The sequence below is a fragment of the Acinetobacter sp. CIP 64.2 genome, from assembly GCF_000369645.1.
GTDB lineage: Bacteria > Pseudomonadota > Gammaproteobacteria > Pseudomonadales > Moraxellaceae > Acinetobacter.
Genome location: NZ_KB850120.1, coordinates 404,290 through 424,464, shown reverse-complemented (window position 1 = coordinate 424,464; position 20,175 = coordinate 404,290). Strand labels below are relative to the sequence as shown.

Here is a 20,175-nt window from a genome sequence, read left to right as displayed (position 1 = left end):
AAAATAACAAATGCAATCAGGTGCTATTCGTCCAGTTCCAAACATGCTTCCACGCAAACTGTTTACTTCAGATCATGAAGCCTTCCGCGAGACCGTGCGCAAATTCTATGAAAAAGAAGTAGTTCCAAATATTGAGAAATATGAGAAGCAACAACATGTGGACCGTGACTTATGGAATAAGGCAGGTGAACTTGGCTTGCTTTGTACGACCATGCCAGAACAATATGGTGGTTCAGGAGTCGACCGCCTTTACAGCATGATTCTGATTGAAGAACAAGCCTATGCCATGGATTCCAGTACTGGTTTCTCTTTGCATTCCGACATTGTTGCCAATTATATCAACAACTTTGGTAATGAAACACAGAAGCAATACTGGTTACCAAAGATGGCCACTGGTGAAGCAGTCACGGCCATTGCCATGACTGAGCCTGGAACAGGTTCAGACCTTCAAGCAGTACGGACGACTGCGGTACTGGATGGCGATGAATATGTCATCAATGGTTCAAAGATCTTTATTACCAATGGTTATCTCTGTGACATGGCAATCGTGGTCTGTAAGACTGGCAACAATGAAAAAGGTTCAGCTAATTTATCTTTGCTGATTGTGGAAGCAGATCGTGCGGGCTTTAGCAAAGGCAAACCTTTGAATAAAATCGGCATGAAAGGCCAAGATACCTGTGAATTGTTCTTTGATAATGTCCGTGTCCCGAAAGAAAACTTGTTGGGAATGGAAGGCATGGGCTTTATCATGTTAATGAAAGAATTGGCTTGGGAGCGCATGCTGGTCGCGATTATCTGCCAAGCAGGTGCAGAAGCAGCCTTTGCGCATACCGTGCAATACACTAAAGATCGTAAAGCCTTTGGCAAAGCGATTAGTACCTTCCAGAATACCCGCTTTAAGCTGGCAGAATTACGTACTGAAATTGATTTTTGCCGTACCTATCTGGATCGATGTATGGAACTCCAACTTGAAGAAAGCTTGGGGGTTGATGCCGCTGCCGCAGCCAAATACAAGATCTCAGATATGTTCTCAAAAGTCGTGGATGATTGTTTACAACTACATGGTGGTTATGGCTATATGCTGGAATATCCAATTGCTCGCGCTTATATCGATAATCGTGCCAATCGTATCTATGCAGGTACCAATGAAATCATGAAAGAACTGATTTCTCGTACACTTTAATCCATCAAATCAACTGGATACCCAATGGGATCATGCTGAATGCATGATCCCATTTTTATTTATTTTTCACAGTCTTTTCAGTGGCTTGTGCTGACTGTGGATTCATGCGTGCCGAGAGCTGCTTAATGGAAGGATTATCCATATATTGCTGCATGGTGGTATTTAATGCGGTACGGGCATTCTGAGTGGTGAAATGTGCAACTTCAGCACCGACATCACTGGCCTTTTTTGCCCAAGTCTTGCCTTCAGCAGACTGATAGAAATTCAAAGCCGCCTGTAATTCCTTTTCGCTAAAACTCTCGACATAACGCTGTACAATAAATTGCTTACGCTGTTCACTATTCAGGTTCTTGCTTAAATCCGTATAAAAGCTTTCAGGTAGATCCTTTGGCAAACGCATACGAATTTGCTCGACAATCATTTTATCGGTATTTTGCAAGCCCTGCTCTGTTCCATCTACAGATACCAACTTTTGTGCAATCACTTGCTTTTGTTTTAGATCATCTGCAAAGGCGAGTGTACTGAGTAATAATGTCCCCAAGATGAAGATGTGCTTCATTGAATTATCCTTAATCTAAATGTTTCAATCTGCTCAATATACGCGATATTACTTAGCTTTAAAGCCTCATTACAAATAAAAAAACCCTATGCAAGCGCATAGGGTTTTTTATGAACGAAATAAATGAGTTATGACACTAACTTTGGTTTACGCTCAACTTGCTCACCACGTTTATGGAAGTGTAAGACTTCATCACTGAATGATGCATCTTTCAATTCTTTACGGTCGGCTAGATAGTTATTGGTAATTTTCCACGGTGCCTTTTTCCCTTGCTTCGGCATCACATTGGCCGCACGTGCGATATAGCCCGAAGACATTTTGCCCATAATTGTATCGTGTTCACGTAATGCCGGATCAGCATGAGCAATCACTTCGTCATAGCCATTTTTATCCATGTGATTCAGCAAGCGACAGATATAATCCGCTGCAATATCAACTTTCAATGTCCAAGAAGCATTGATATAGCCAATAATCATTGCCATATTGGGTATATCACTGACCATCACACCTTGATAGAGCATGTGTTGAGAGGTGTCCATTGGCTTGCCATCAATCGTACCTTTTATCCCACCCAAAATCTGAATTTCCAAGCCTGTTGCAGAAATAATGATATCGGCCTCTAGGTGTTTCCCCGATTTTAACTGGATGCCATTGGTAGTGAATTTTTCAATTTGATCTGTTTCAACATCAGCATGGCCTTCACGTAATGCCTTGAATAAATCACCATCTGGTACGACACAAAGACGCTGATCCCATGGATTATAGCTCGGGGTAAAGTGTTTCATATCCACCTTACCTTTCAACTGCAATTCAATGCCTTTTAACAGTAAGCGACGAACAGTTTTCGGATATTTCTGTGCCAGGGCATAGATACCTCGTTGCATACCGATATTACGTGCACGGGTAAATTTATACGCGGTTTCTTCAGACATAAATTTACGGGTTTTTTCATAAATAAAGTCAATTGAAGGAATCGTGGCAATATACGAAGGCGAACGCTGTAACATGGTGACATGTCCTGCCCCACCTTTCACCATTGAAGGAACAAGGGTAATTGCAGTAGCACCACTCCCAATGATCACCACTTTCTTACCTGTGTAATCTAAATTCTCAGGCCAGTGTTGTGGATGAATCAATTGACCTTTGAAATCTTCTTGTTTCGGGAATTTCGGTGCATAGCCTTGATCATAGTTATAATAACCGGTACAGCCCATCACAAAATTTGCTGACCAGATTTGCTTTTTCTTATTGCTGTCTTCGATTTCAACCGACCATTTTTTCTTGCTTGAATCGTAGTTTGCAGACAATACACGATGGCCAAAATGAATTTTCTCTTTTAACTGATTTTCGCTGATCACATCGCTTAAATAACCCTTGATCTCCGCACCACTGGCCAAGACTTTGTCTTTTGCCCATGGTTTAAAATTAAAACCAAAGGTTGACATATCCGAGTCAGAGCGAATCCCAGGGTAACGGAATAAATCCCAAGTTCCACCAAAGCTATCACGACGTTCCAAGATTTCGAATTTACGTTGTGGGCAGTTCTTAGACAGATGCACAGCTAACCCGATCCCAGAGATACCTGCACCAATAATTAATACATCGACTTGCTTTTCCATTTTTTTTATACCCTGTATAAACCATGACTTTATTAAAGCACAAATTTGACAATACGCAATGTCAAGTTTGGTCATTCATCGGTTTTTTCATATCACTTCGGGACATTTTAAAGAAATTGATGGGTAAAAAATCCTGAGTTTTTTGATCGGATCTCTTTAAACAAAGAGATGAATGAAAGGGTGAAATTTGTAGCGATGGACAAGTTAGCAATTTGAAAGAATAGATCCAAAAACTCATCAGCTGCAAATAAATGCTAGCGCAAGAAAAGCTTCATTAACAGTTCATCTGTATATTCTGCCTTATTTTTCAATGCCTTTGATTCTACACCATAAACTTGAAAGCCTCGTTTCTGATAGAAATCAATGGCTGGCTGATTATCATCGGCAACACTCAGTAAAATTTGTTCGACATCGTCTTTGCTATATTCAATGACAGCATCCAGTAATTGACTGGCGATCCCTTGTCTTTGAAATTCTGGTTCAATAAATACGCTGGATAAATAGGCTTTATGACAAAGCTTTACCCCAAGCTCTCGTGTCAAAGCTGCTAAACCGATAATACTATTGTGGTGATAAACACCAAAGATAGTTGAATTTGATAAGCAGCTTTCAAAAAACGTCAATGGTTTCAGCACTTCTACGGCATAAGTAGAACCAAACATTTCTGGGGTGTTCACTAAAGCGGAGAGTCTAATCGCCCTAAAATCATTGAGCTCATTCACAGTTAGAATTTTAATTTCAACATCGAACATATTTATCTATATTTAATTTTTTATAGTGACACGGCTTAATTTAGCACATCGGCCTGATCTACGAACGACAATTGATCAGCAAATTATGATTTAAAAGTTTTCTATTTCAAATGCTGATGAAAACCAGACAATAAAAAAGACCGGTTATTACACCGGTCTTTTTTGGAACAACTGACTGTTCTACACGTAGAAGTATTATTTTACTTCACGGTCAACGAGTTCAACGTAAGCCATCGGTGCAGCATCACCTGCACGGAAGCCCGCTTTAAGAACACGAAGATAACCGCCGTTACGTTCTTTGTAACGAGGGCCAAGAACGGTAAATAATTTACCAACAGTTGCTGCAGAACGAGTACGAGCAAACGCTAAACGACGGTTTGCTACTGTATCGTTTTTAGCTAAAGTGATTAAAGGCTCAGCAACGCGGCGAAGTTCTTTCGCTTTAGGCAAAGTTGTTTTAATTAACTCGTGCTCTACTAAAGCATTTGTTAAATTTTGGAACAACGCCTTACGATGGCTGCTTGTACGGCCTAATTTCACACCACTATTACGATGACGCATGGTGATAGTCCTACTTAATTAACGGCTACGATAGGCAAAACGGTCATCCATACGGAGACTAGCGGGTGGCCAGTTCTCTAAACGCATGCCGAGTTGTAAACCTTTCGATGCCAAAACATCTTTGATCTCTGTTAACGATTTTTTACCTAGGTTAGGAGTTTTTAACAACTCAACTTCAGTACGTTGAACAAGATCACCAATGTAGTAAATATTTTCTGCCTTCAAACAGTTAGCAGAACGAACAGTAAGCTCGAGATCATCTACTGGACGAAGCAAGATCGGGTCAACTTCTTCGCGAGGTTCTTGAGCAACAGGCGTTTGATCTTTCTGAAGATCAACAAAAATTGCAATTTGTTGTTGCAAGATTGTTGCCGCTTTGCGGATTGCTTCTTCTGGATCAACAGTTCCGTTAGTCTCAAGATCGATCACTAACTTATCAAGATCGGTACGTTGTTCAACACGAGCATTTTCTACTGTGTATGAAACACGCTTGATTGGGCTATAAGAAGCATCTAACTGTAAACGACCTACTGGACGTGTTTCACCTTCAGGGAAACGTGAGTCAGATGTTTCATAACCACGACCTTGAGCAACTTTCAGGCGCATTTTTAATGAACCTGTAGAACTCAAAGTACCGATTAAATGATCAGGGTTAACCACTTCAACATTATGAGGTAAACGAAGGTCAGCTGCAGTTACATCACCTGCCCCTTGTTTCTCTAATGTTAAATATGCTTCATTTTGATCGAACAGCTTAATAGACAATCCTTTTAGGTTCAGCAAGAGCTCGACGATGTCCTGCTGCAAGCCTTCTAAAGTACTGTACTCGTGCTCGACACCTTCTATTTCCACTTCAACCACAGCAGCGCCAGGTAAAGAAGACAATAGAATGCGACGTAAAGCATTACCTAGAGTATGACCAAAGCCACGCTCTAAAGGTTCCAGAATCACTTTTGCCGAGGTCCCGCTCACCGCTTCGACCTTGATCGCTTGCGGAGTTAGAAACTCGTTTGCAGTACGCGTCATTTATTGCTACCTCAAGGATTATTTAGAATACAATTCTACAATCAAGCTTTCGTTGATTTCAGCAGGTAAATCAGAACGATCTGGCGCAGCTTTGAATGTACCTTCTAACTTAGAATGGTCAACTTCCATCCAAGCAGGGATACCACGTTGAGCAGCTAATTCAATTGCGTTTTTAATACGTAATTGTTGTTTAGCGCCTTCATGTACTGCAATTACATCACCAGCTTTAACTTGGATAGATGCAATGTTAACACGACGACCATTCAAAGTGATGCTACGGTGAGATACTAACTGACGAGCTTCTGCACGTGTAGAACCAAAACCCATGCGATAAACAACGTTATCAAGACGGCTTTCAAGCAATTTCAACAAGTTTTCACCTGTTGCGCCTTTCACACGAGCAGCTTCTTTGTAGTAGTTACTAAATTGACGCTCTAACACACCGTACATACGACGTACTTTTTGTTTTTCACGTAATTGTAGTGAGTACTCTGATTGTTTGCTACCACGAGCCCCGCCATGTTGGCCAGGAGCTTTAGCATGTTTTTTAGTCTTAACGTCAAACGGTTTAACGCCAGATTTTAATTGCAGGTCTGTCCCTTCGCGGCGAGAGAGTTTGCATTTTGGACCAATATAACGAGCCATGAATGTTTCTCCTTACACGCGACGTTTTTTAGGTGGACGGCAACCGTTGTGCGGAATTGGAGTCACATCGGTAATGCTGTTAATTTTATAACCCACTGCACCTAATGCACGAACCGCAGATTCACGACCAGGACCAGGACCTTTTACAAGGACGTCCAAGTTTTTCAAACCGTAATCTAAAGCAGCTTTACCAGCAACTTCAGCAGCTACCTGAGCAGCAAACGGAGTTGATTTACGTGATCCACGGAAGCCTTGTCCACCTGAGGTAGCCCAAGCCAATGCATTACCTTGACGATCGGTAATCGTAACAATGGTGTTATTAAAAGAAGCGTGAATGTGTGCGACACCTTCAGAGACGGTACGAGTGACCTTCTTGCGTGCGCGAGTATCTTTAGCCATCTTTTAGCTTCCAGAAATCTTATTTCTTAATAGGTTTGCGCGGACCTTTACGGGTACGTGCGTTAGTTTTGGTGCGTTGTCCGCGAACAGGCAAGCTGCGACGATGACGAAGACCGCGGTAGCAGCCTAAATCCATTAAACGTTTAATGTTCATGGAAATTTCGCGACGTAAATCACCTTCGGTCGGAACCTTAGCAACTTCTGCACGAATCGCATCAAGCTGAGCATCATCTAATTCACGGATCTTTGTAGTTTCAGTGATACCTACAGCAGCCAAGATGTTCTTAGCAGTGTGGCGACCTACACCAAAAATATACGTGAGAGAGATAACAGCATGCTTGTTATCCGGAATGTTTACACCGGCAATACGAGCCATTCAATTTTCTCCAAAAAGGCAGTCAAGATAATCAACCGCCCCACAAAAATCTTGAGGGGCGGATAATAACCTAATTAGCCTACTGAAATCAACAGGTCTTAATTAAATTAACCTTGACGCTGCTTATGACGAGGTTCTGCGCTACAAATTACGCGAATAACCCCATTACGACGGATAACTTTACAGCTACCACAAATTTTCTTTACAGAAGCTTGTACTTTCATGATGAAACCTTCTAAGTGCGCTTATCCCTTAGGATGAGCAGTCGTTTTTCTCATTAACGTTTGATTATCATATTGATGCGAAGTAAGGTGCGCTTGGAGTTGCGCCATAAAGTCCATTACCACTACCACTACAATCAGTAACGATGTCCCACCCAAATGGAATGGAATACCGAACGAGCTTTGTAGCACCATAGGCATTAAACACACTACGGTAATGTAGATTGCACCAATGAAGGTCAAACGGTTAAGAATATGATCTAAATAACGAGCCGTTTGCTCACCTGGGCGGATACCAGGCACATATGCCCCGCTACGCTTTAAATTCTCTGATACTTCTTTCGGGCTAAATACTAGCGCAGTATAGAAATAACAGAAGAAGATAATTAATGCGCCAAAGAGCATTAGATACAACGGCTGTCCAGGCGATAACACCAATGCCAGATCTTGTAGACTACGTTTTACAATCCCTGCATTTGGATCAGCACTTCCTAACCATTGCCCCAAGCTCGCTGGAAATAATAACAATGAGCTTGCAAAAATCGCTGGAATTACACCTGCCATATTAATTTTTAATGGCAAATGTGTCTGCTGTGCAGTAAATACACGACGACCTTGTTGCTTTTGTGCGTAATTCACTGGAATACGACGTTGTGCTTTTTCAATAAACACGATCGCAGCTAAAACGGCTAATGAGAGTAAGCCGAATACCACTAATCCAATTAAACTACCCTGACCATTTTGAACAGACGTAAACGACTGAATCACAAGATTCGGCAAACCTGCCACAATACCTGCGAAAATGATCATCGAGATACCATTACCAACACCACGTTCGGTAATTTGCTCGCCCAACCACATCAAGAACATTGTTCCCGCAACTAACGAAGTTACTGCTGGAACATAGAATGCCAAACCTGATGTTAAGGTAATACCTTGACTAATCAAGCCAGCACACATCCCTATACCTTGCACCAGTGCAAGAAATAAGGTGCCATAACGTGTGTATTGATTGATTTTACGTTTGCCTTGCTCGCCTTCTTTTTTCAAAGCTTCCAGCGAAGGGACTACCGTAGACATTAACTGCACGATAATAGATGCAGAAATATACGGCATGATTCCCAACGCTAGAATCGACATGCGTTCTAATGCACCGCCAGAGAACATATTAAATAAACCTAAGAAGGTACCTTCATTAGCTTTAAAGAAATGCGCTAGCGCTACATTATCAATCCCCGGCAACGGAATATGCGCTCCTAGTCGAAAGACCAACAACGCGCCAATCAAGAACATTAATCGACGAATAATTTCACGGTATTTCACATGAAATGGTTGGCCTTTCATCATGTTGACATGACCTGAAGAACTAGGAGTCATAGACACTCGAGATTACTCCTCGACTTTACCGCCAGCAGCTTCAACAGCAGCTTTAGCGCCTTTAGTCAACACAACACCTTGAACAGTGAATGCGCGAGTGATTTCACCAGAAAGAACGATGCGAGCACGAATTTGGTCACGACGAACAACATTCGCAGCTTTTAAAGTTTCAAGGCTAACAACATCACCTTCAACTTTATTCAGCTCAGACAAACGTACTTCAGCAGTTTTCAAAGCGATTTGGCTAGTGAAGCCGAATTTTGGTAAACGACGATATAACGCTGTTTGACCGCCTTCAAAGCCTGGACGAGTACCACCACTTTTACGTGAATTTTGACCTTTGACACCACGGCCACCAGTCTTACCAACGCCAGAACCAATACCACGGCCTAAACGACGGTTATCACGCTTAGCACCTTCTGCAGGTGCAAGTTCATTTAAACGCAGAGTCATGGCTTATTCCTCTACACTAACCATATAGTAAACTTTGTTGATCATACCACGGTTAGAAGGCGTATCTTGCACTTCTACAGTATGACCAATACGACGCAGACCTAAACCTTGAAGGCAAAGTTTATGATTTTTTAAACGATGCGAAGAAGATTTAGTCTGGGTAACTTTAATCGTTTTCATGATTGATTACCCTTGAATTTGTTCTACTGAAAGACCACGTTTCGCAGCGACTTTCTCAGGAGAAGTCATATCACGCAAACCTTTGAAAGTTGCGTTTACTACGTTAGCAGCATTTGTAGAACCATAACATTTAGCAAGTACGTTATGTACACCTGCAGCTTCAAGAACAGCACGCATAGCGCCACCAGCAATTACGCCAGTACCTTCTGAAGCAGGTTGCATGTATACACGGCTTGCGCCATGACGAGCATTCACAGGGTGTTGTAAAGTCGTACCCGCGAGGTCTACAGTAATCATGTTACGACGAGCAGCTTCAAGTGCTTTAGAAATAGCAGCTGGAACTTCACGTGCTTTACCACGACCAAAACCTACACGACCATTACCATCGCCCACAACAGTTAATGCTGTGAAAGAGAAGATACGACCACCTTTAACAACCTTGGCTACACGATCAACGGCAACCAGCTTTTCAACGAGACCTTCGTTTTGTTCAACTTTCGCCATGATTAGAACTCCAAGCCGCCTTCACGAGCAGCATCAGCCAAGGCTTTGATACGACCATGATATTTAAAACCAGAACGGTCAAATGCAACTTTGGTAACACCAGCTGCTTTAGCACGTTCTGCGATCAAAGCACCAACTTTTGTAGCTGCATCTACATTACCTGTAGAACCGCTACGCAAAGATGCATCTAAAGTTGAAGCTTGCGCTAAAACTTTTCCACCATCTGCTGAAATAACTTGCGCATAGATGTGACGCGGCGTGCGGTTTACACACAAACGAGTCGCACCCAATGCACGAATGTGCAAGCGTGTGCTTTTCGCACGACGCAAACGGGTTTGTTTCTTTTCGTTCATAAGAACCTCGCGCCTTATTTCTTCTTAGCTTCTTTACGAAGAATAACTTCATCCGAATAACGAACACCTTTACCTTTATATGGTTCAGGAGCACGATATGCACGGATTTCCGCTGCCACTTGACCTAACATCTGCTTGTTTGCTGATTTCAAAATGATTTCAGTCGCAGTTGGAGTTTCCGCTGTTACCCCTTCAGGTAAAGCGTAGTCAATCGGGTGTGAGTAACCAAGGTTAAGGTTTACAACAGTACCTTTAACCGCAGCTTTATAACCAACACCAACAAGCTGTAACTTACGTTCGAAGCCTTCGCTAACACCTTTTACAAGGTTGTTCAATACAGCGCGAGCAGTACCAGCTTGCATCCAAGCGTCTTTCGACTCTTTAGCCGGAGCAAGTTGAAGTTTACCTTCTTCCTGTTTTAGCTCGACCAGCGCATGCAGGTTGAAAGACAATGTACCTTTGCTGCCTTTCACTTCGACCTGCCGGCCGTTCTGAGTAACTGTTACACCATTAGGTACAGTTACTGGGGCTTTAGCCACACGAGACATGAGGAATCACCTATTAAGAAACAAAAGCAATAACTTCACCACCGATGCCCGCAGCACGTGCAGCGCGATCAGTCATGATGCCTTTGCTTGTAGAAACAATTGCAATACCTAAACCTTGCTTAACGCTAGGAATTTTATCTTTACCGCGGTATTGGCGAAGACCTGGACGGCTTACGCGCTTAACGGTTTCGATAACTGGTTTGCCTTCGAAATATTTTAAAGTAATTGTCAGCGTAGCTTTTGTCTCTTCTTGAGCAACTGCTACATCTGAAATATAACCTTCTTGTTGAAGTACGTTTGCAATTGCAACTTTCAACTTAGAAGAAGGCATAGAAACAGTTTGTTTCTTTGCCATTTGTGCGTTACGAACACGTGTTAGCATGTCGGCAACGGTATCTTGCATACTCATTTAGTCGCTCCTTACCAGCTTGCCTTAACAACGCCTGGTACATCACCCTGCATTACTGTGTCACGTAATTTGTTACGGCTTAAACCGAACTTACGGAAGTAACCATGAGGACGACCAGTTAAACCACAACGGTTACGAAGACGTACTGGAGATGCGTTACGCGGCAGTGCCTGTAACTTTAATGTCGCTTCGAAACGTTCTTCGTCACTTGCATTTACATTTGCAATCGTTGCTTTTAATTCAGCACGTTTTGCAGCGTATTTAGCAACTGTCTTTTCGCGTTTCAATTCGCGATTAATCATACCTTTCTTAGCCATATCGACCTCTTATTTGAACGGGAAGCCGAATGCACGCATAAGCGCACGGCCTTCGTCATCGCTACGAGCAGTTGTCGTAATAGTGATGTCTAAACCACGGATACGATCAATCTTGTCAAAATCGATTTCAGGGAAAACGATTTGCTCTTTTAAACCCATAGAGTAGTTACCACGACCATCAAATGATTTCGCAGAGAAACCACGGAAGTCACGGATACGAGGGATTGCGATCGAGATCAAACGATCCAAGAATTCGTACATTTGGTCGCCGCGTAAAGTAACTTTACAACCGATCGGCCAACCGTCACGGATTTTGAAACCAGCGATTGATTTACGCGCAAGCGTCACAACTGGTTTTTGACCAGCAATGAGTTGCATATCAGCAACAGCGCCATCTAATAATTTCTTATCAGTTGCAGCTGCGCCTACACCCATGTTAAGGGTGATTTTCGTGATGCGAGGAATATCCATCACGTTCTTAACGCTAAGTTCTTCTTGTAACTTCGCTTTAAGTTCGTCGTTGTAACGTGCTTTAAGTCTGGCCATTGCCTTTTCAACCTATTACTTCGCTACCGCCACTGATTCACCATTTGATTTATAAACACGAGTTTTCGCGCCATCAATCACTTGGTAACCAATACGGTCAGCCTTTTGGGTTGTAGCATTAAAAATTGCCACGTTTGAAATATGAAGCGTAGCCTCTTGAGTAACGATGCCGCCTTCAGCGCCAGTTACACGGTTTGGCTTTTGATGCTTCTTCACTAAGTTAAGACCTTCGACCTTAACTCGATCTTCAGAAACAGACAAAACAACACCTTGTTTGCCTTTTTCTTTACCTGCGATCACAATTACTTGATCGCCTTTTTTAATCTTAGCCATGATTGCCTCTTATAGAACTTCAGGAGCCAATGAAATGATTTTCATGAACTGTTCAGTACGAAGTTCACGAGTCACTGGTCCGAAGATACGAGTAGCAATCGGAGCTTTGTTGTTGTTCAAAATAACAGCTGCGTTATCGTCGAAACGAATAACTGAACCGTCTGGACGACGGATGCCGAATTTTGTACGAACAACTACAGCATTCATCACGTCACCTTTTTTAACACGTGCGCGTGGGATTGCTTCTTTTACAGTAACTTTAATAATATCGCCAACTGAAGCATAACGACGGTGTGAACCACCAAGTACTTTAATACATTGTACGCGGCGTGCACCACTGTTGTCTGCTACGTCGAGCATACTTTCGGTTTGAATCATTGCCCTACTCCAAAACCGAGCATCACCGGTCGCAATTTCGAAAGGCTCAAAGAGTACTCGAAATTGTCCGATGATGCAACAAGAACGTCTAATTACTCAGCAGCAGCTTCAACTACTTCCACTAAAGTCCAAGCTTTAGTTTTAGAAATTGGGCGGCTTTCTTTGATGGTTACCAAGTCGCCTAATTTAGCAACATTGTTCTCATCATGAGCGTGTAATTTAGTTGAACGGCGGATTGATTTGCCATACAACGGGTGTTGAACGCGGCGTTCAATAAGCACAACAATAGACTTGTCCATTTTGTCGCTTACGACTTTGCCGGTTAACGTGCGGACTGTTTTTTCACTCATTGTCCGTTCCCCTGTTTTTCGGTAAGGAGTGTCTTGATACGAGCAATTGTCTTACGAGCAATTTGCACTTCATGCGATTTGCCTAGTTGACCAGTTGCTTTCGCCATACGAAGACGGAATTGGTTAAGCTGTTGCTCATCAAGCAAAGCTTTCAACTCTTCTACCGACTTTTCACGTAGATCTTTAGTTTTCATTACATCACCGTCCGAGTCACGATAGTGGTTTTAAACGGGAGTTTAGCAGCAGCTAAAGCAAAAGCTTCACGCGCTAACTCATCGCTAACACCTTCAATTTCGTACAGGATCTTACCTGGCTGGATCTGACAAACCCAGTATTCCACGCTACCCTTACCTTTACCCATACGAACTTCTAATGGCTTTTCGGTAATTGGTTTGTCTGGGAATACGCGGATGAAGATTTTACCACCACGTTTGATACGACGGCTAATGGTACGACGTGCAGCTTCAATCTGACGCGCAGTCATACGACCACGTTCAGTTGCTTTAATTGCAATCGAACCAAATGATACTGTACTACCACGATGCGCTAGACCAGTGTTACGGCCTTTGTGCACTTTACGGAATTTGGTACGTTTAGGTTGCAACATGGATTATTCTCCCTTGTCAGCAGCACGGTCACCGCGACGACCACGACGCTCTTGACCTTCACCACGACCACGACCGCGTTTAGCTGGACGCTCTTCAGCAGGAGCAGGGTTCATGACTTGTTTCATGCCACCTAAGATCTCGCCACGGAAAATCCAAACTTTAACACCGATCGTACCGTATGTTGTTTCTGCACGCATAGTAGCATAGTCGATGTCAGCACGAAGTGTATGCAAAGGTACACGACCTTCACGATACCATTCAGTACGAGCAATCTCTGCACCACCTAAACGGCCAGAAACTTCAACTTTGATACCTTTAGCGCCAGCACGCATCGTATTTTGAACCGCACGCTTCATAGCACGACGGAACATAACACGCTTTTCTAATTGAGAAGCAATCGCTTCAGCAACTAAACGTGCGTCCAAGTCTGGGCGATCAATTTCATTGATGCTAACTTGAGCTGGAACACCCATAATGTTGGTGAGTTCGCGCTGTAATTTCTCAATATCTTCGCCTTTTTTACCGATAACGATACCAGGACGAGCAGTGCTAATTGTTACTTTAGCAGCGCCAGTAGGACGTTCGATAAGAATGTTGCTGATCATCGCGTTTTTAAGTTTTTTGATTAAAAACTCACGAACTTGAAGATCTTTAAGCAAGTATTCAGCGTATTGTTTCGGATTCGCATACCAGTTAGCGTTATGGCGTTTCACAACACCTAGGCGGATACCGATTGGATGAACCTTCTGACCCATATCAAACCCCTACCTTAACGGTGATGTGACAAGTACGCTTAGTAATACGATCTGCACGGCCTTTAGCGCGTGGCATGATACGTTTAAGGCTCATGCCTTCATCAACGTAAATCGTACTTACTTTAAGGTCATCAACATCTAAGCTGTTGTTGTGTTCAGCATTCGCGATTGCAGATTCAAGTGCTTTTTTAACGAGCACAGCTGCTTTCTTGTTGCTGAAGTTTAAAATGTCTAGCGCTCGCGCAACCGACTTACCACGGATCAAATCAGCAACTAAACGTGCTTTTTGTGCCGAGATAGCGGCACCGCGTAATTTAGCAGTAACTTCCATCATAGCACCTATTAACGTTTAGACTTCTTATCAACACCGTGACCACGATAGGTACGAGTTGGCGCGAATTCACCCAATTTATGACCAACCATGTGTTCAGTAACAATTACTGGAACGTGGTTACGGCCATTGTGAACAGAAATTGTTAAACCAACAAAGTCTGGAAGGATCATTGAACGACGTGACCAAGTTTTGATCGGCTTACGGTTGTTAGCAGCTACAGCAGCTTCAACCTTAGCGAACAAATGCGCGTCGACGAATGGACCTTTTTTTAATGAACGAGGCATTATTCAGATTCCCTTACTTGACGCGACGGTCGCGAATAATCATCTTAGTCGTACGCTTATTGGTACGTGTCTTGTACCCTTTAGCTTTTTGACCCCATGGGCTTACAGGTTGAATACCTTTGCTACGCCCTTCACCACCACCATGCGGGTGATCTACTGGGTTCATCGCCATACCACGAACGGTAGGACGAACACCGCGCCAGCGCGCAGCACCAGCTTTACCCAATGAACGAAGGTTGCTTTCTTGGTTAGAAACTTCACCAATAACAGCGCGACATTCAACATGGACTTTACGCATTTCACCAGAACGTAAACGAACGATAGCGTAAGAACCATCACGACCCAACAATTGAACTGAAGTACCAGCAGAACGTGCTAATTGAGCACCTTTACCGATTTTAAGTTCAAGGTTATGAAGGGTAGAACCGATTGGCATGTTGCGAAGTGGCAAGCAGTTACCTGGACGAATTGGAGCATCGTTACCAGATTGAACTTTATCACCAGCACGTAAGCCTTTAGGTGCAATGATGTAACGACGTTCACCGTCAGCATATTTCAACAAAGCAATATGAGCTGTACGGTTAGGATCGTATTCGATGCGCTCTACAGTCGCTGGAATACCATCTTTGTTACGTTTAAAGTCAACAATACGGTAGTTTTGCTTATGACCACCACCCACGTGACGTGTAGTGATGTGACCATTGTTATTACGACCACCAGTACGTTTTTTAGCTTCTACCAACGGTGCATAAGGCGCGCCTTTGTGAAGATGGTCATGAACCACTTTCTCTACAAAGCGACGTCCTGGAGACGTTGGCTTACATTTTTGAATTGGCATAATTCTCGTCCTTATTCCGCTGCGTTTTCAGCGGTATCGCCCAAGTCAGCCATTTCTACATCTTGGCCAGCTTTCAGGGTGACGTATGCTTTTTTCACATCAGAACGACGTCCTAATGTTTTACCAAAGCGTTTTGTTTTACCTTTAGTGATCGTTGTATTGATTTTTACAACTTCAACACCGAAGAGTTGCTCAACTGCTTTTTTGATTTCAAGTTTGTTTGCATTTAATGCAACTTTGAACACCTGAACACCAGCAGTATCACCTAAAACTTGTGCTTTTTCTGAGAATACTGGTCCTAATAGGACTTGATAGATACGTTCGTTGTTCATCCGAGTTCTACCTCAATTTTCTTAGCAGCAGCTACAGACATTACAACTTTATCAAATGCGATCAAGCTAACAGGATCAATAGCAGTAGCATCAACCACATCAACGTGTGGAAGGTTGCGAGCTGCGAGATACAAGTTCTCATCTACAGCATCTGTAATGATCAATGCGCGAGTTGCATTCAAGTCTGTAAGTTTTGCAAGCAAGTCTTTAGTTTTTGGAGCTGCAACAGCAAACTCTTCAACTAATACAAGACGATCTTGGCGAACAAGTTCAGCTAAGATACATTGCATTGCACCGCGATACATCTTACGGTTTACTTTTTGAGACCAATCTTGTGGGCGAGCAGCAAAAGTTTTACCACCACCTACCCAGATCGGGCTACGAATAGAACCCGCACGAGCGCGACCAGTACCTTTTTGACGGAATGGCTTTTTACCACCGCCAGAAACATCTGCACGTGATTTGTGAGCACGAGTACCTTGACGACCACCAGCTAAGTAAGCTGTAACAACTTGGTGTACAAGAGCTTCGTTAAATTCACGTCCGAAAGCAACTTCAGACAATTCAACAGCAGAGCCGGAAACAGTTTTTAAATTCACAGTATTTCCCCTCAGGCCTTGATGGTAGGACGTACGATAACGTCACCGCCAGTTGAACCAGGAATAGCACCCTTAACAACTAAAACAGAACGTTCAGCGTCAATAGATACGATTTCAAGACCTTGAACTGTTACGCGTTCGTCACCTAAGTGACCAGCCATTTTCTTGCCTTTGAACACGCGACCAGGTGTCTGGTTTTGACCTGTAGAACCTAATACACGGTGAGATACAGAGTTACCATGAGTAGCATCTTGCGTACGGAAATTCCAACGCTTAACACCACCTTGGAAACCTTTACCTTTTGATTGACCAGTTACGTCAACAATTTGACCAACTGTGAACAAATCAACACCGATAGAAGCACCCACTTCACGGCCTTCAAGCTCAGCTTCAGTAACACGGAACTCTTTAACTAAACGACCAGCAGCAACACCCGCTTTCGCGAAGTGACCTTTCTGAGCGTTAGTTACGCGCGATTCGCGACGTTCACCAGTAGTTACTTGAATTGCTTGATAACCATCAGTTTCAAGTGTTTTGATTTGCGTAATGCGGTTTGGATCGACTTCGATAACTGTAACAGGTACAGATACACCAGCATCTGTAAAGACGCGAGTCATACCACATTTGCGACCGACTAAACCAATAGCCATGTGCATAAACCTCTAATAAAGCGGCCTAATTAACTTAAAAGTTAATCAACCGAAAGCCTTAACCCAAAGCGATCTGAACATCTACACCAGCAGCAAGATCTAACTTCATCAATGCATCAACAGTTTTATCTGTTGGTTGAACGATGTCGATCAAACGTTTATAAGTGCGGATTTCATACTGGTCACGAGCGTCTTTGTTGACGTGTGGTGAAGTAAGAACGTTGAAGCGTTCGATGCGAGTAGGCATCGGGATTGGACCACACACTTGTGCGCCAGTACGCTTAGCGGTTTCTACGATCTCTTGAGCAGATTGATCAATCAGACGATGATCAAAAGACTTCAAACGGATACGAATTCTCTGGTTAGACATACCAGTAAACTCCAAGCCAAATATATAAAGAATCACCCATGACGCACCTCACCTTTTGGTAAGTGTCAAGGGCAGTGAAAATCACTATGGTCGTGATCGATGCCACGACTGTAATGCGTTGACTACTTTCTTCGTAGTGAACGCCCTCCATTTGAGGGTCGCCCATTATAACGATTGTTTAAGTCTTATGCAATTCCTCTTTTCATTTTTTAAGCATTTTCTCCGTTCAAGCACTCACGACATAATCAATTGCCTGATTCAACAAACGATTGCCTTGCTCAAATTTATTTTTCAAAGTTCTTTTTAATTCAGACATCGGCTGCACATATGCGCCATTAAAAACAGCCATCTCTTCTTCATTTTCAATTAACAAGGCCAATGCATGGGGCGTCATTTCCGGATGAAACTGAAATCCCAATACATTCCGTCCAATTTGATACATTTGATTGCGGCATACTTTATTCTCCGCCAGACGAATTCCACCTTTCGGGATTTCAAAGGTCTCACTATGCCATTGTAAAATATTCAACCGTTCCGGAATCTGAAAATAGTCGTCTGGTACGTGTGAAGCACGTCCAACATCCATCCAGCCCAATTCCTGATGAGGGTTACGACCCACTGCCGCTCCCAACGCATTTGCGATCAACTGCGCACCCAAACACAGGCCAATCGCAGGTTTGCCTGCTGCCAAATATCGGCGCAGCCATCTCTTTTCCAATCTCAACCAAGGATAATTTACCTCATCATTCACACTCATGGTTCCCCCCATAATAATCAGTAGATCAACCTCATCTACACGTGGCAGGGCTTCCAGTTCCAATGGCAAATCAACGGGTAAGGCAAAAAATTCAGTTGCGGTAATTTTTGCTTGATGTGCTTTCAAATAGTCATAACAACTGCCAAAACCTTCGCCAGCAATGTGCTGAAAATAATGTACTCTTAAATGCGACTTCATTCGCTAAAACCTATTATCGTTAGAATGATGATTAGTCTTAGCAAAAATAAAGCCAGTTTTTAACGATTGCTTTAATCTGTAACGATTCAGCACAAAAGCAGCAAAGTACTAGTCGCCTGTCCAATTTTCTCTTAACCTAACTCATTATCTTGACTTGATTCTGCCCTATGACAACACACAATAAAGTACAAACCCAGTTGATTCATGCACCTAGACAAGCTCCTCAATACATTGAAACCATTCAACCTCCCCTATTTCGTGCATCGACGATTATTTTTAAAAGCACAGCGCACCTTTTTGATCGTCATTGGACTGATGCTTATGACTATAGTTATGGTACCCATGGCACACCAACCACCTTTACTTTAGGGGACAATATTGCCCAAATTGAAGGCGGGCGTTATTGCCTGCTTGCACCGAGTGGTTTATCCGCGATTAATCTCGTGAATAGTGCAATTTTAAATTCGGGTGATGAGGTCTGGGTGGCAGACAACATCTATGGCCCCAATCTGGAACATTTAAACAACTTGCAAGACCGTTATGGCATCACGGTTAAAATATACAACCCTGTTGACGCTGACAGTTTTCAACCGACCGAAAAAGCCAAACTGATCTGGCTCGAAGCAGCAGGATCGGTCACACTCGAATTTCCCGATTTAAAAAACTTGGTAAAAAAAGCCCAACAAGCCAAGGTACTCACCGCACTGGACAATACCTGGGGCGCTGGGCTGGCATTTAATGCCTTTGATTTTTCAGATGAGCATCTGTCCGTAGACATCACCGTGCATGCACTGACCAAATACCCAAGTGGCGGGGGGGATATCCTGATGGGCTCAGTCGTGACCCGTGACCAAGCACTCCATCACAGACTGTTTCGCATGCATGCGATTCAAGGCATTGCAATTTCAGGGGATGATGCTGCACAGATTCAGCGCAGTCTGGCACATATGTCTTTACGTTATGAGCAACAAGCTCAGAATGCGCAGCTCCTGCTTGATTGGCTCAAGCAACAACCTCAGTTCAGTCAGGTTTTACATCCGAGCTCAGCAGATGCAGCAGGCCATTCATTCTGGAGCGAGATTTGTACCACAGGCAAAAGTGCAGGTTTGGTCAGTGTCATTTTCAAAGCTGAATATGATCTTGCTGCAATTCGAAAATTCTGTGACAACTTAAGACTATTTAAACTTGGGTTTAGTTGGGGCGGCCCCGTTAGTCTAGTCATGCTGTATGACCTCAAACAGATACGCACATTAGAGAATACACATTTACAACAAGGTTTATTGGTTCGCTTCTGTATAGGACTAGAACATCCAGAAGATTTAATTCAAGATATCCAAAACGCACTAAAACAGCTCGAATGA

33 protein-coding genes and 1 pseudogene are annotated in these 20,175 nt (G+C 43.1%); 2 read left to right on the top strand and 32 right to left on the bottom strand.

Annotated features, from left to right (window positions below):
- Positions 1-10 precede the first annotated feature (10 nt).
- The gene (locus F895_RS16655; RefSeq protein WP_005238572.1) at positions 11-1,183 is read left to right on the top strand and encodes an acyl-CoA dehydrogenase family protein; all 1,173 of its coding nucleotides are present in this window, start codon (positions 11-13) and stop codon (positions 1,181-1,183) included.
- A gap of 55 nt (positions 1,184-1,238) precedes the next feature.
- Here the strand turns inward: F895_RS16655 and F895_RS16660 are convergent, their stop codons facing one another.
- The 32 genes and pseudogenes from F895_RS16660 to F895_RS16810 all read right to left on the bottom strand — a co-directional run bounded on the left by F895_RS16660 (position 1,239) and on the right by F895_RS16810 (position 18,814).
- A complete protein-coding gene (locus F895_RS16660) occupies positions 1,239-1,742 on the bottom strand; it encodes a DUF2059 domain-containing protein (RefSeq protein ID WP_005238571.1) in 504 nt (167 codons plus the stop codon).
- A 128-nt stretch (positions 1,743-1,870) separates the two neighbouring features.
- Positions 1,871-3,361, bottom strand: coding sequence for a flavin-containing monooxygenase (locus F895_RS16665; RefSeq protein ID WP_005238570.1), 1,491 nt, complete (start codon positions 3,359-3,361; stop codon positions 1,871-1,873).
- A 254-nt stretch (positions 3,362-3,615) separates the two neighbouring features.
- A complete protein-coding gene (locus F895_RS16670; protein WP_005238568.1) occupies positions 3,616-4,113 on the bottom strand; it encodes a GNAT family N-acetyltransferase in 498 nt (165 codons plus the stop codon).
- A 195-nt stretch (positions 4,114-4,308) separates the two neighbouring features.
- Positions 4,309-4,674, bottom strand: a complete 366-nt coding sequence (gene rplQ / locus F895_RS16675) for a 50S ribosomal protein L17 (protein WP_004641032.1) — start codon at positions 4,672-4,674, stop codon at positions 4,309-4,311.
- Positions 4,675-4,692: 18 nt separating this feature from the next.
- A complete protein-coding gene (locus F895_RS16680) occupies positions 4,693-5,700 on the bottom strand; it encodes a DNA-directed RNA polymerase subunit alpha (RefSeq protein ID WP_004657700.1) in 1,008 nt (335 codons plus the stop codon).
- 18 nt (positions 5,701-5,718) lie between these two features.
- Positions 5,719-6,345, bottom strand: a complete 627-nt coding sequence (gene rpsD, locus F895_RS16685; RefSeq protein ID WP_005238565.1) for a 30S ribosomal protein S4 — start codon at positions 6,343-6,345, stop codon at positions 5,719-5,721.
- A 12-nt stretch (positions 6,346-6,357) separates the two neighbouring features.
- Positions 6,358-6,744 (bottom strand): 30S ribosomal protein S11, encoded by a 387-nt coding sequence (gene rpsK / locus F895_RS16690; protein ID WP_004281491.1) that lies wholly within the window; start codon positions 6,742-6,744, stop codon positions 6,358-6,360.
- Positions 6,745-6,763: 19 nt separating this feature from the next.
- Entirely contained in the window at positions 6,764-7,120 is a 357-nt protein-coding gene (gene rpsM / locus F895_RS16695; RefSeq protein WP_004657696.1) for a 30S ribosomal protein S13, read from the bottom strand.
- Between the two features lie 107 nt (positions 7,121-7,227).
- Positions 7,228-7,344, bottom strand: a complete 117-nt coding sequence (rpmJ, locus tag F895_RS19280; protein ID WP_000867907.1) for a 50S ribosomal protein L36 — start codon at positions 7,342-7,344, stop codon at positions 7,228-7,230.
- Positions 7,345-7,365: 21 nt separating this feature from the next.
- Positions 7,366-8,685 carry a preprotein translocase subunit SecY gene (gene secY / locus F895_RS16700; protein ID WP_171057813.1) on the bottom strand — a complete coding sequence of 440 codons (1,320 nt, stop codon included), beginning with the start codon at positions 8,683-8,685 and terminating at the stop codon, positions 7,366-7,368.
- A 45-nt stretch (positions 8,686-8,730) separates the two neighbouring features.
- On the bottom strand, positions 8,731-9,171 hold the full coding sequence (rplO, locus tag F895_RS16705) for a 50S ribosomal protein L15 (RefSeq protein ID WP_005238561.1): 441 nt from the start codon (positions 9,169-9,171) through the stop codon (positions 8,731-8,733).
- Positions 9,172-9,174: 3 nt separating this feature from the next.
- Positions 9,175-9,351 (bottom strand): 50S ribosomal protein L30, encoded by a 177-nt coding sequence (rpmD, locus tag F895_RS16710; RefSeq protein ID WP_000849088.1) that lies wholly within the window; start codon positions 9,349-9,351, stop codon positions 9,175-9,177.
- 6 nt (positions 9,352-9,357) lie between these two features.
- Positions 9,358-9,855 carry a 30S ribosomal protein S5 gene (gene rpsE, locus F895_RS16715; protein ID WP_004657688.1) on the bottom strand — a complete coding sequence of 166 codons (498 nt, stop codon included), beginning with the start codon at positions 9,853-9,855 and terminating at the stop codon, positions 9,358-9,360.
- A gap of 2 nt (positions 9,856-9,857) precedes the next feature.
- Positions 9,858-10,208, bottom strand: a complete 351-nt coding sequence (gene rplR / locus F895_RS16720) for a 50S ribosomal protein L18 (RefSeq protein ID WP_005147119.1) — start codon at positions 10,206-10,208, stop codon at positions 9,858-9,860.
- Between the two features lie 14 nt (positions 10,209-10,222).
- Positions 10,223-10,756, bottom strand: a complete 534-nt coding sequence (rplF, locus tag F895_RS16725; protein WP_005238560.1) for a 50S ribosomal protein L6 — start codon at positions 10,754-10,756, stop codon at positions 10,223-10,225.
- A 13-nt stretch (positions 10,757-10,769) separates the two neighbouring features.
- Complete coding sequence (gene rpsH / locus F895_RS16730; RefSeq protein WP_004775883.1) at positions 10,770-11,165, bottom strand: 30S ribosomal protein S8; 396 nt, start codon at positions 11,163-11,165, stop codon at positions 10,770-10,772.
- An 11-nt stretch (positions 11,166-11,176) separates the two neighbouring features.
- The gene (rpsN, locus tag F895_RS16735) at positions 11,177-11,482 is read right to left on the bottom strand and encodes a 30S ribosomal protein S14 (protein WP_004641050.1); all 306 of its coding nucleotides are present in this window, start codon (positions 11,480-11,482) and stop codon (positions 11,177-11,179) included.
- 9 nt (positions 11,483-11,491) lie between these two features.
- A complete protein-coding gene (gene rplE, locus F895_RS16740) occupies positions 11,492-12,028 on the bottom strand; it encodes a 50S ribosomal protein L5 (RefSeq protein WP_004657683.1) in 537 nt (178 codons plus the stop codon).
- Positions 12,029-12,043: 15 nt separating this feature from the next.
- Positions 12,044-12,361, bottom strand: coding sequence for a 50S ribosomal protein L24 (gene rplX, locus F895_RS16745; RefSeq protein WP_004641054.1), 318 nt, complete (start codon positions 12,359-12,361; stop codon positions 12,044-12,046).
- Positions 12,362-12,370: 9 nt separating this feature from the next.
- Complete coding sequence (gene rplN, locus F895_RS16750) at positions 12,371-12,739, bottom strand: 50S ribosomal protein L14 (protein ID WP_004657680.1); 369 nt, start codon at positions 12,737-12,739, stop codon at positions 12,371-12,373.
- A 92-nt stretch (positions 12,740-12,831) separates the two neighbouring features.
- The gene (gene rpsQ / locus F895_RS16755; protein WP_004657679.1) at positions 12,832-13,089 is read right to left on the bottom strand and encodes a 30S ribosomal protein S17; all 258 of its coding nucleotides are present in this window, start codon (positions 13,087-13,089) and stop codon (positions 12,832-12,834) included.
- Positions 13,086-13,283 (bottom strand): 50S ribosomal protein L29, encoded by a 198-nt coding sequence (rpmC, locus tag F895_RS16760; protein WP_000849927.1) that lies wholly within the window; start codon positions 13,281-13,283, stop codon positions 13,086-13,088. Before rpmC ends, rpsQ begins: the two co-directional genes overlap by 4 nt.
- Positions 13,283-13,696: a 50S ribosomal protein L16 gene (gene rplP / locus F895_RS16765; protein WP_004657678.1), complete on the bottom strand. Its 414-nt coding sequence runs from the start codon at positions 13,694-13,696 to the stop codon at positions 13,283-13,285. Before rplP ends, rpmC begins: the two co-directional genes overlap by 1 nt.
- A pseudogene (rpsC, locus tag F895_RS16770) lies at positions 13,636-14,452 on the bottom strand (30S ribosomal protein S3). Before rpsC ends, rplP begins: the two are co-directional and overlap by 61 nt.
- A 1-nt stretch (position 14,453) precedes the next feature.
- Complete coding sequence (rplV, locus tag F895_RS16775) at positions 14,454-14,783, bottom strand: 50S ribosomal protein L22 (protein ID WP_005238559.1); 330 nt, start codon at positions 14,781-14,783, stop codon at positions 14,454-14,456.
- Between the two features lie 11 nt (positions 14,784-14,794).
- Entirely contained in the window at positions 14,795-15,070 is a 276-nt protein-coding gene (gene rpsS / locus F895_RS16780) for a 30S ribosomal protein S19 (protein WP_004775885.1), read from the bottom strand.
- Between the two features lie 13 nt (positions 15,071-15,083).
- Positions 15,084-15,908 (bottom strand): 50S ribosomal protein L2, encoded by an 825-nt coding sequence (rplB, locus tag F895_RS16785; protein WP_004657675.1) that lies wholly within the window; start codon positions 15,906-15,908, stop codon positions 15,084-15,086.
- Positions 15,909-15,919: 11 nt separating this feature from the next.
- Entirely contained in the window at positions 15,920-16,240 is a 321-nt protein-coding gene (gene rplW, locus F895_RS16790) for a 50S ribosomal protein L23 (RefSeq protein ID WP_004641070.1), read from the bottom strand.
- Positions 16,237-16,839 carry a 50S ribosomal protein L4 gene (rplD, locus tag F895_RS16795; protein ID WP_004804113.1) on the bottom strand — a complete coding sequence of 201 codons (603 nt, stop codon included), beginning with the start codon at positions 16,837-16,839 and terminating at the stop codon, positions 16,237-16,239. The genes rplW and rplD overlap by 4 nt, the downstream gene beginning before the upstream one ends.
- An 11-nt stretch (positions 16,840-16,850) precedes the next feature.
- Positions 16,851-17,489, bottom strand: coding sequence for a 50S ribosomal protein L3 (gene rplC, locus F895_RS16800; RefSeq protein WP_004657674.1), 639 nt, complete (start codon positions 17,487-17,489; stop codon positions 16,851-16,853).
- A gap of 58 nt (positions 17,490-17,547) precedes the next feature.
- Positions 17,548-17,859 carry a 30S ribosomal protein S10 gene (gene rpsJ / locus F895_RS16805; RefSeq protein ID WP_000070912.1) on the bottom strand — a complete coding sequence of 104 codons (312 nt, stop codon included), beginning with the start codon at positions 17,857-17,859 and terminating at the stop codon, positions 17,548-17,550.
- A 226-nt stretch (positions 17,860-18,085) separates the two neighbouring features.
- Positions 18,086-18,814, bottom strand: a complete 729-nt coding sequence (locus F895_RS16810) for a type 1 glutamine amidotransferase (RefSeq protein ID WP_005238558.1) — start codon at positions 18,812-18,814, stop codon at positions 18,086-18,088.
- A gap of 167 nt (positions 18,815-18,981) precedes the next feature.
- Here F895_RS16810 and F895_RS16815 point away from each other — a divergent pair, with 167 nt between their 5' ends.
- Positions 18,982-20,175, top strand: coding sequence for a PLP-dependent transferase (locus F895_RS16815; protein WP_005238557.1), 1,194 nt, complete (start codon positions 18,982-18,984; stop codon positions 20,173-20,175).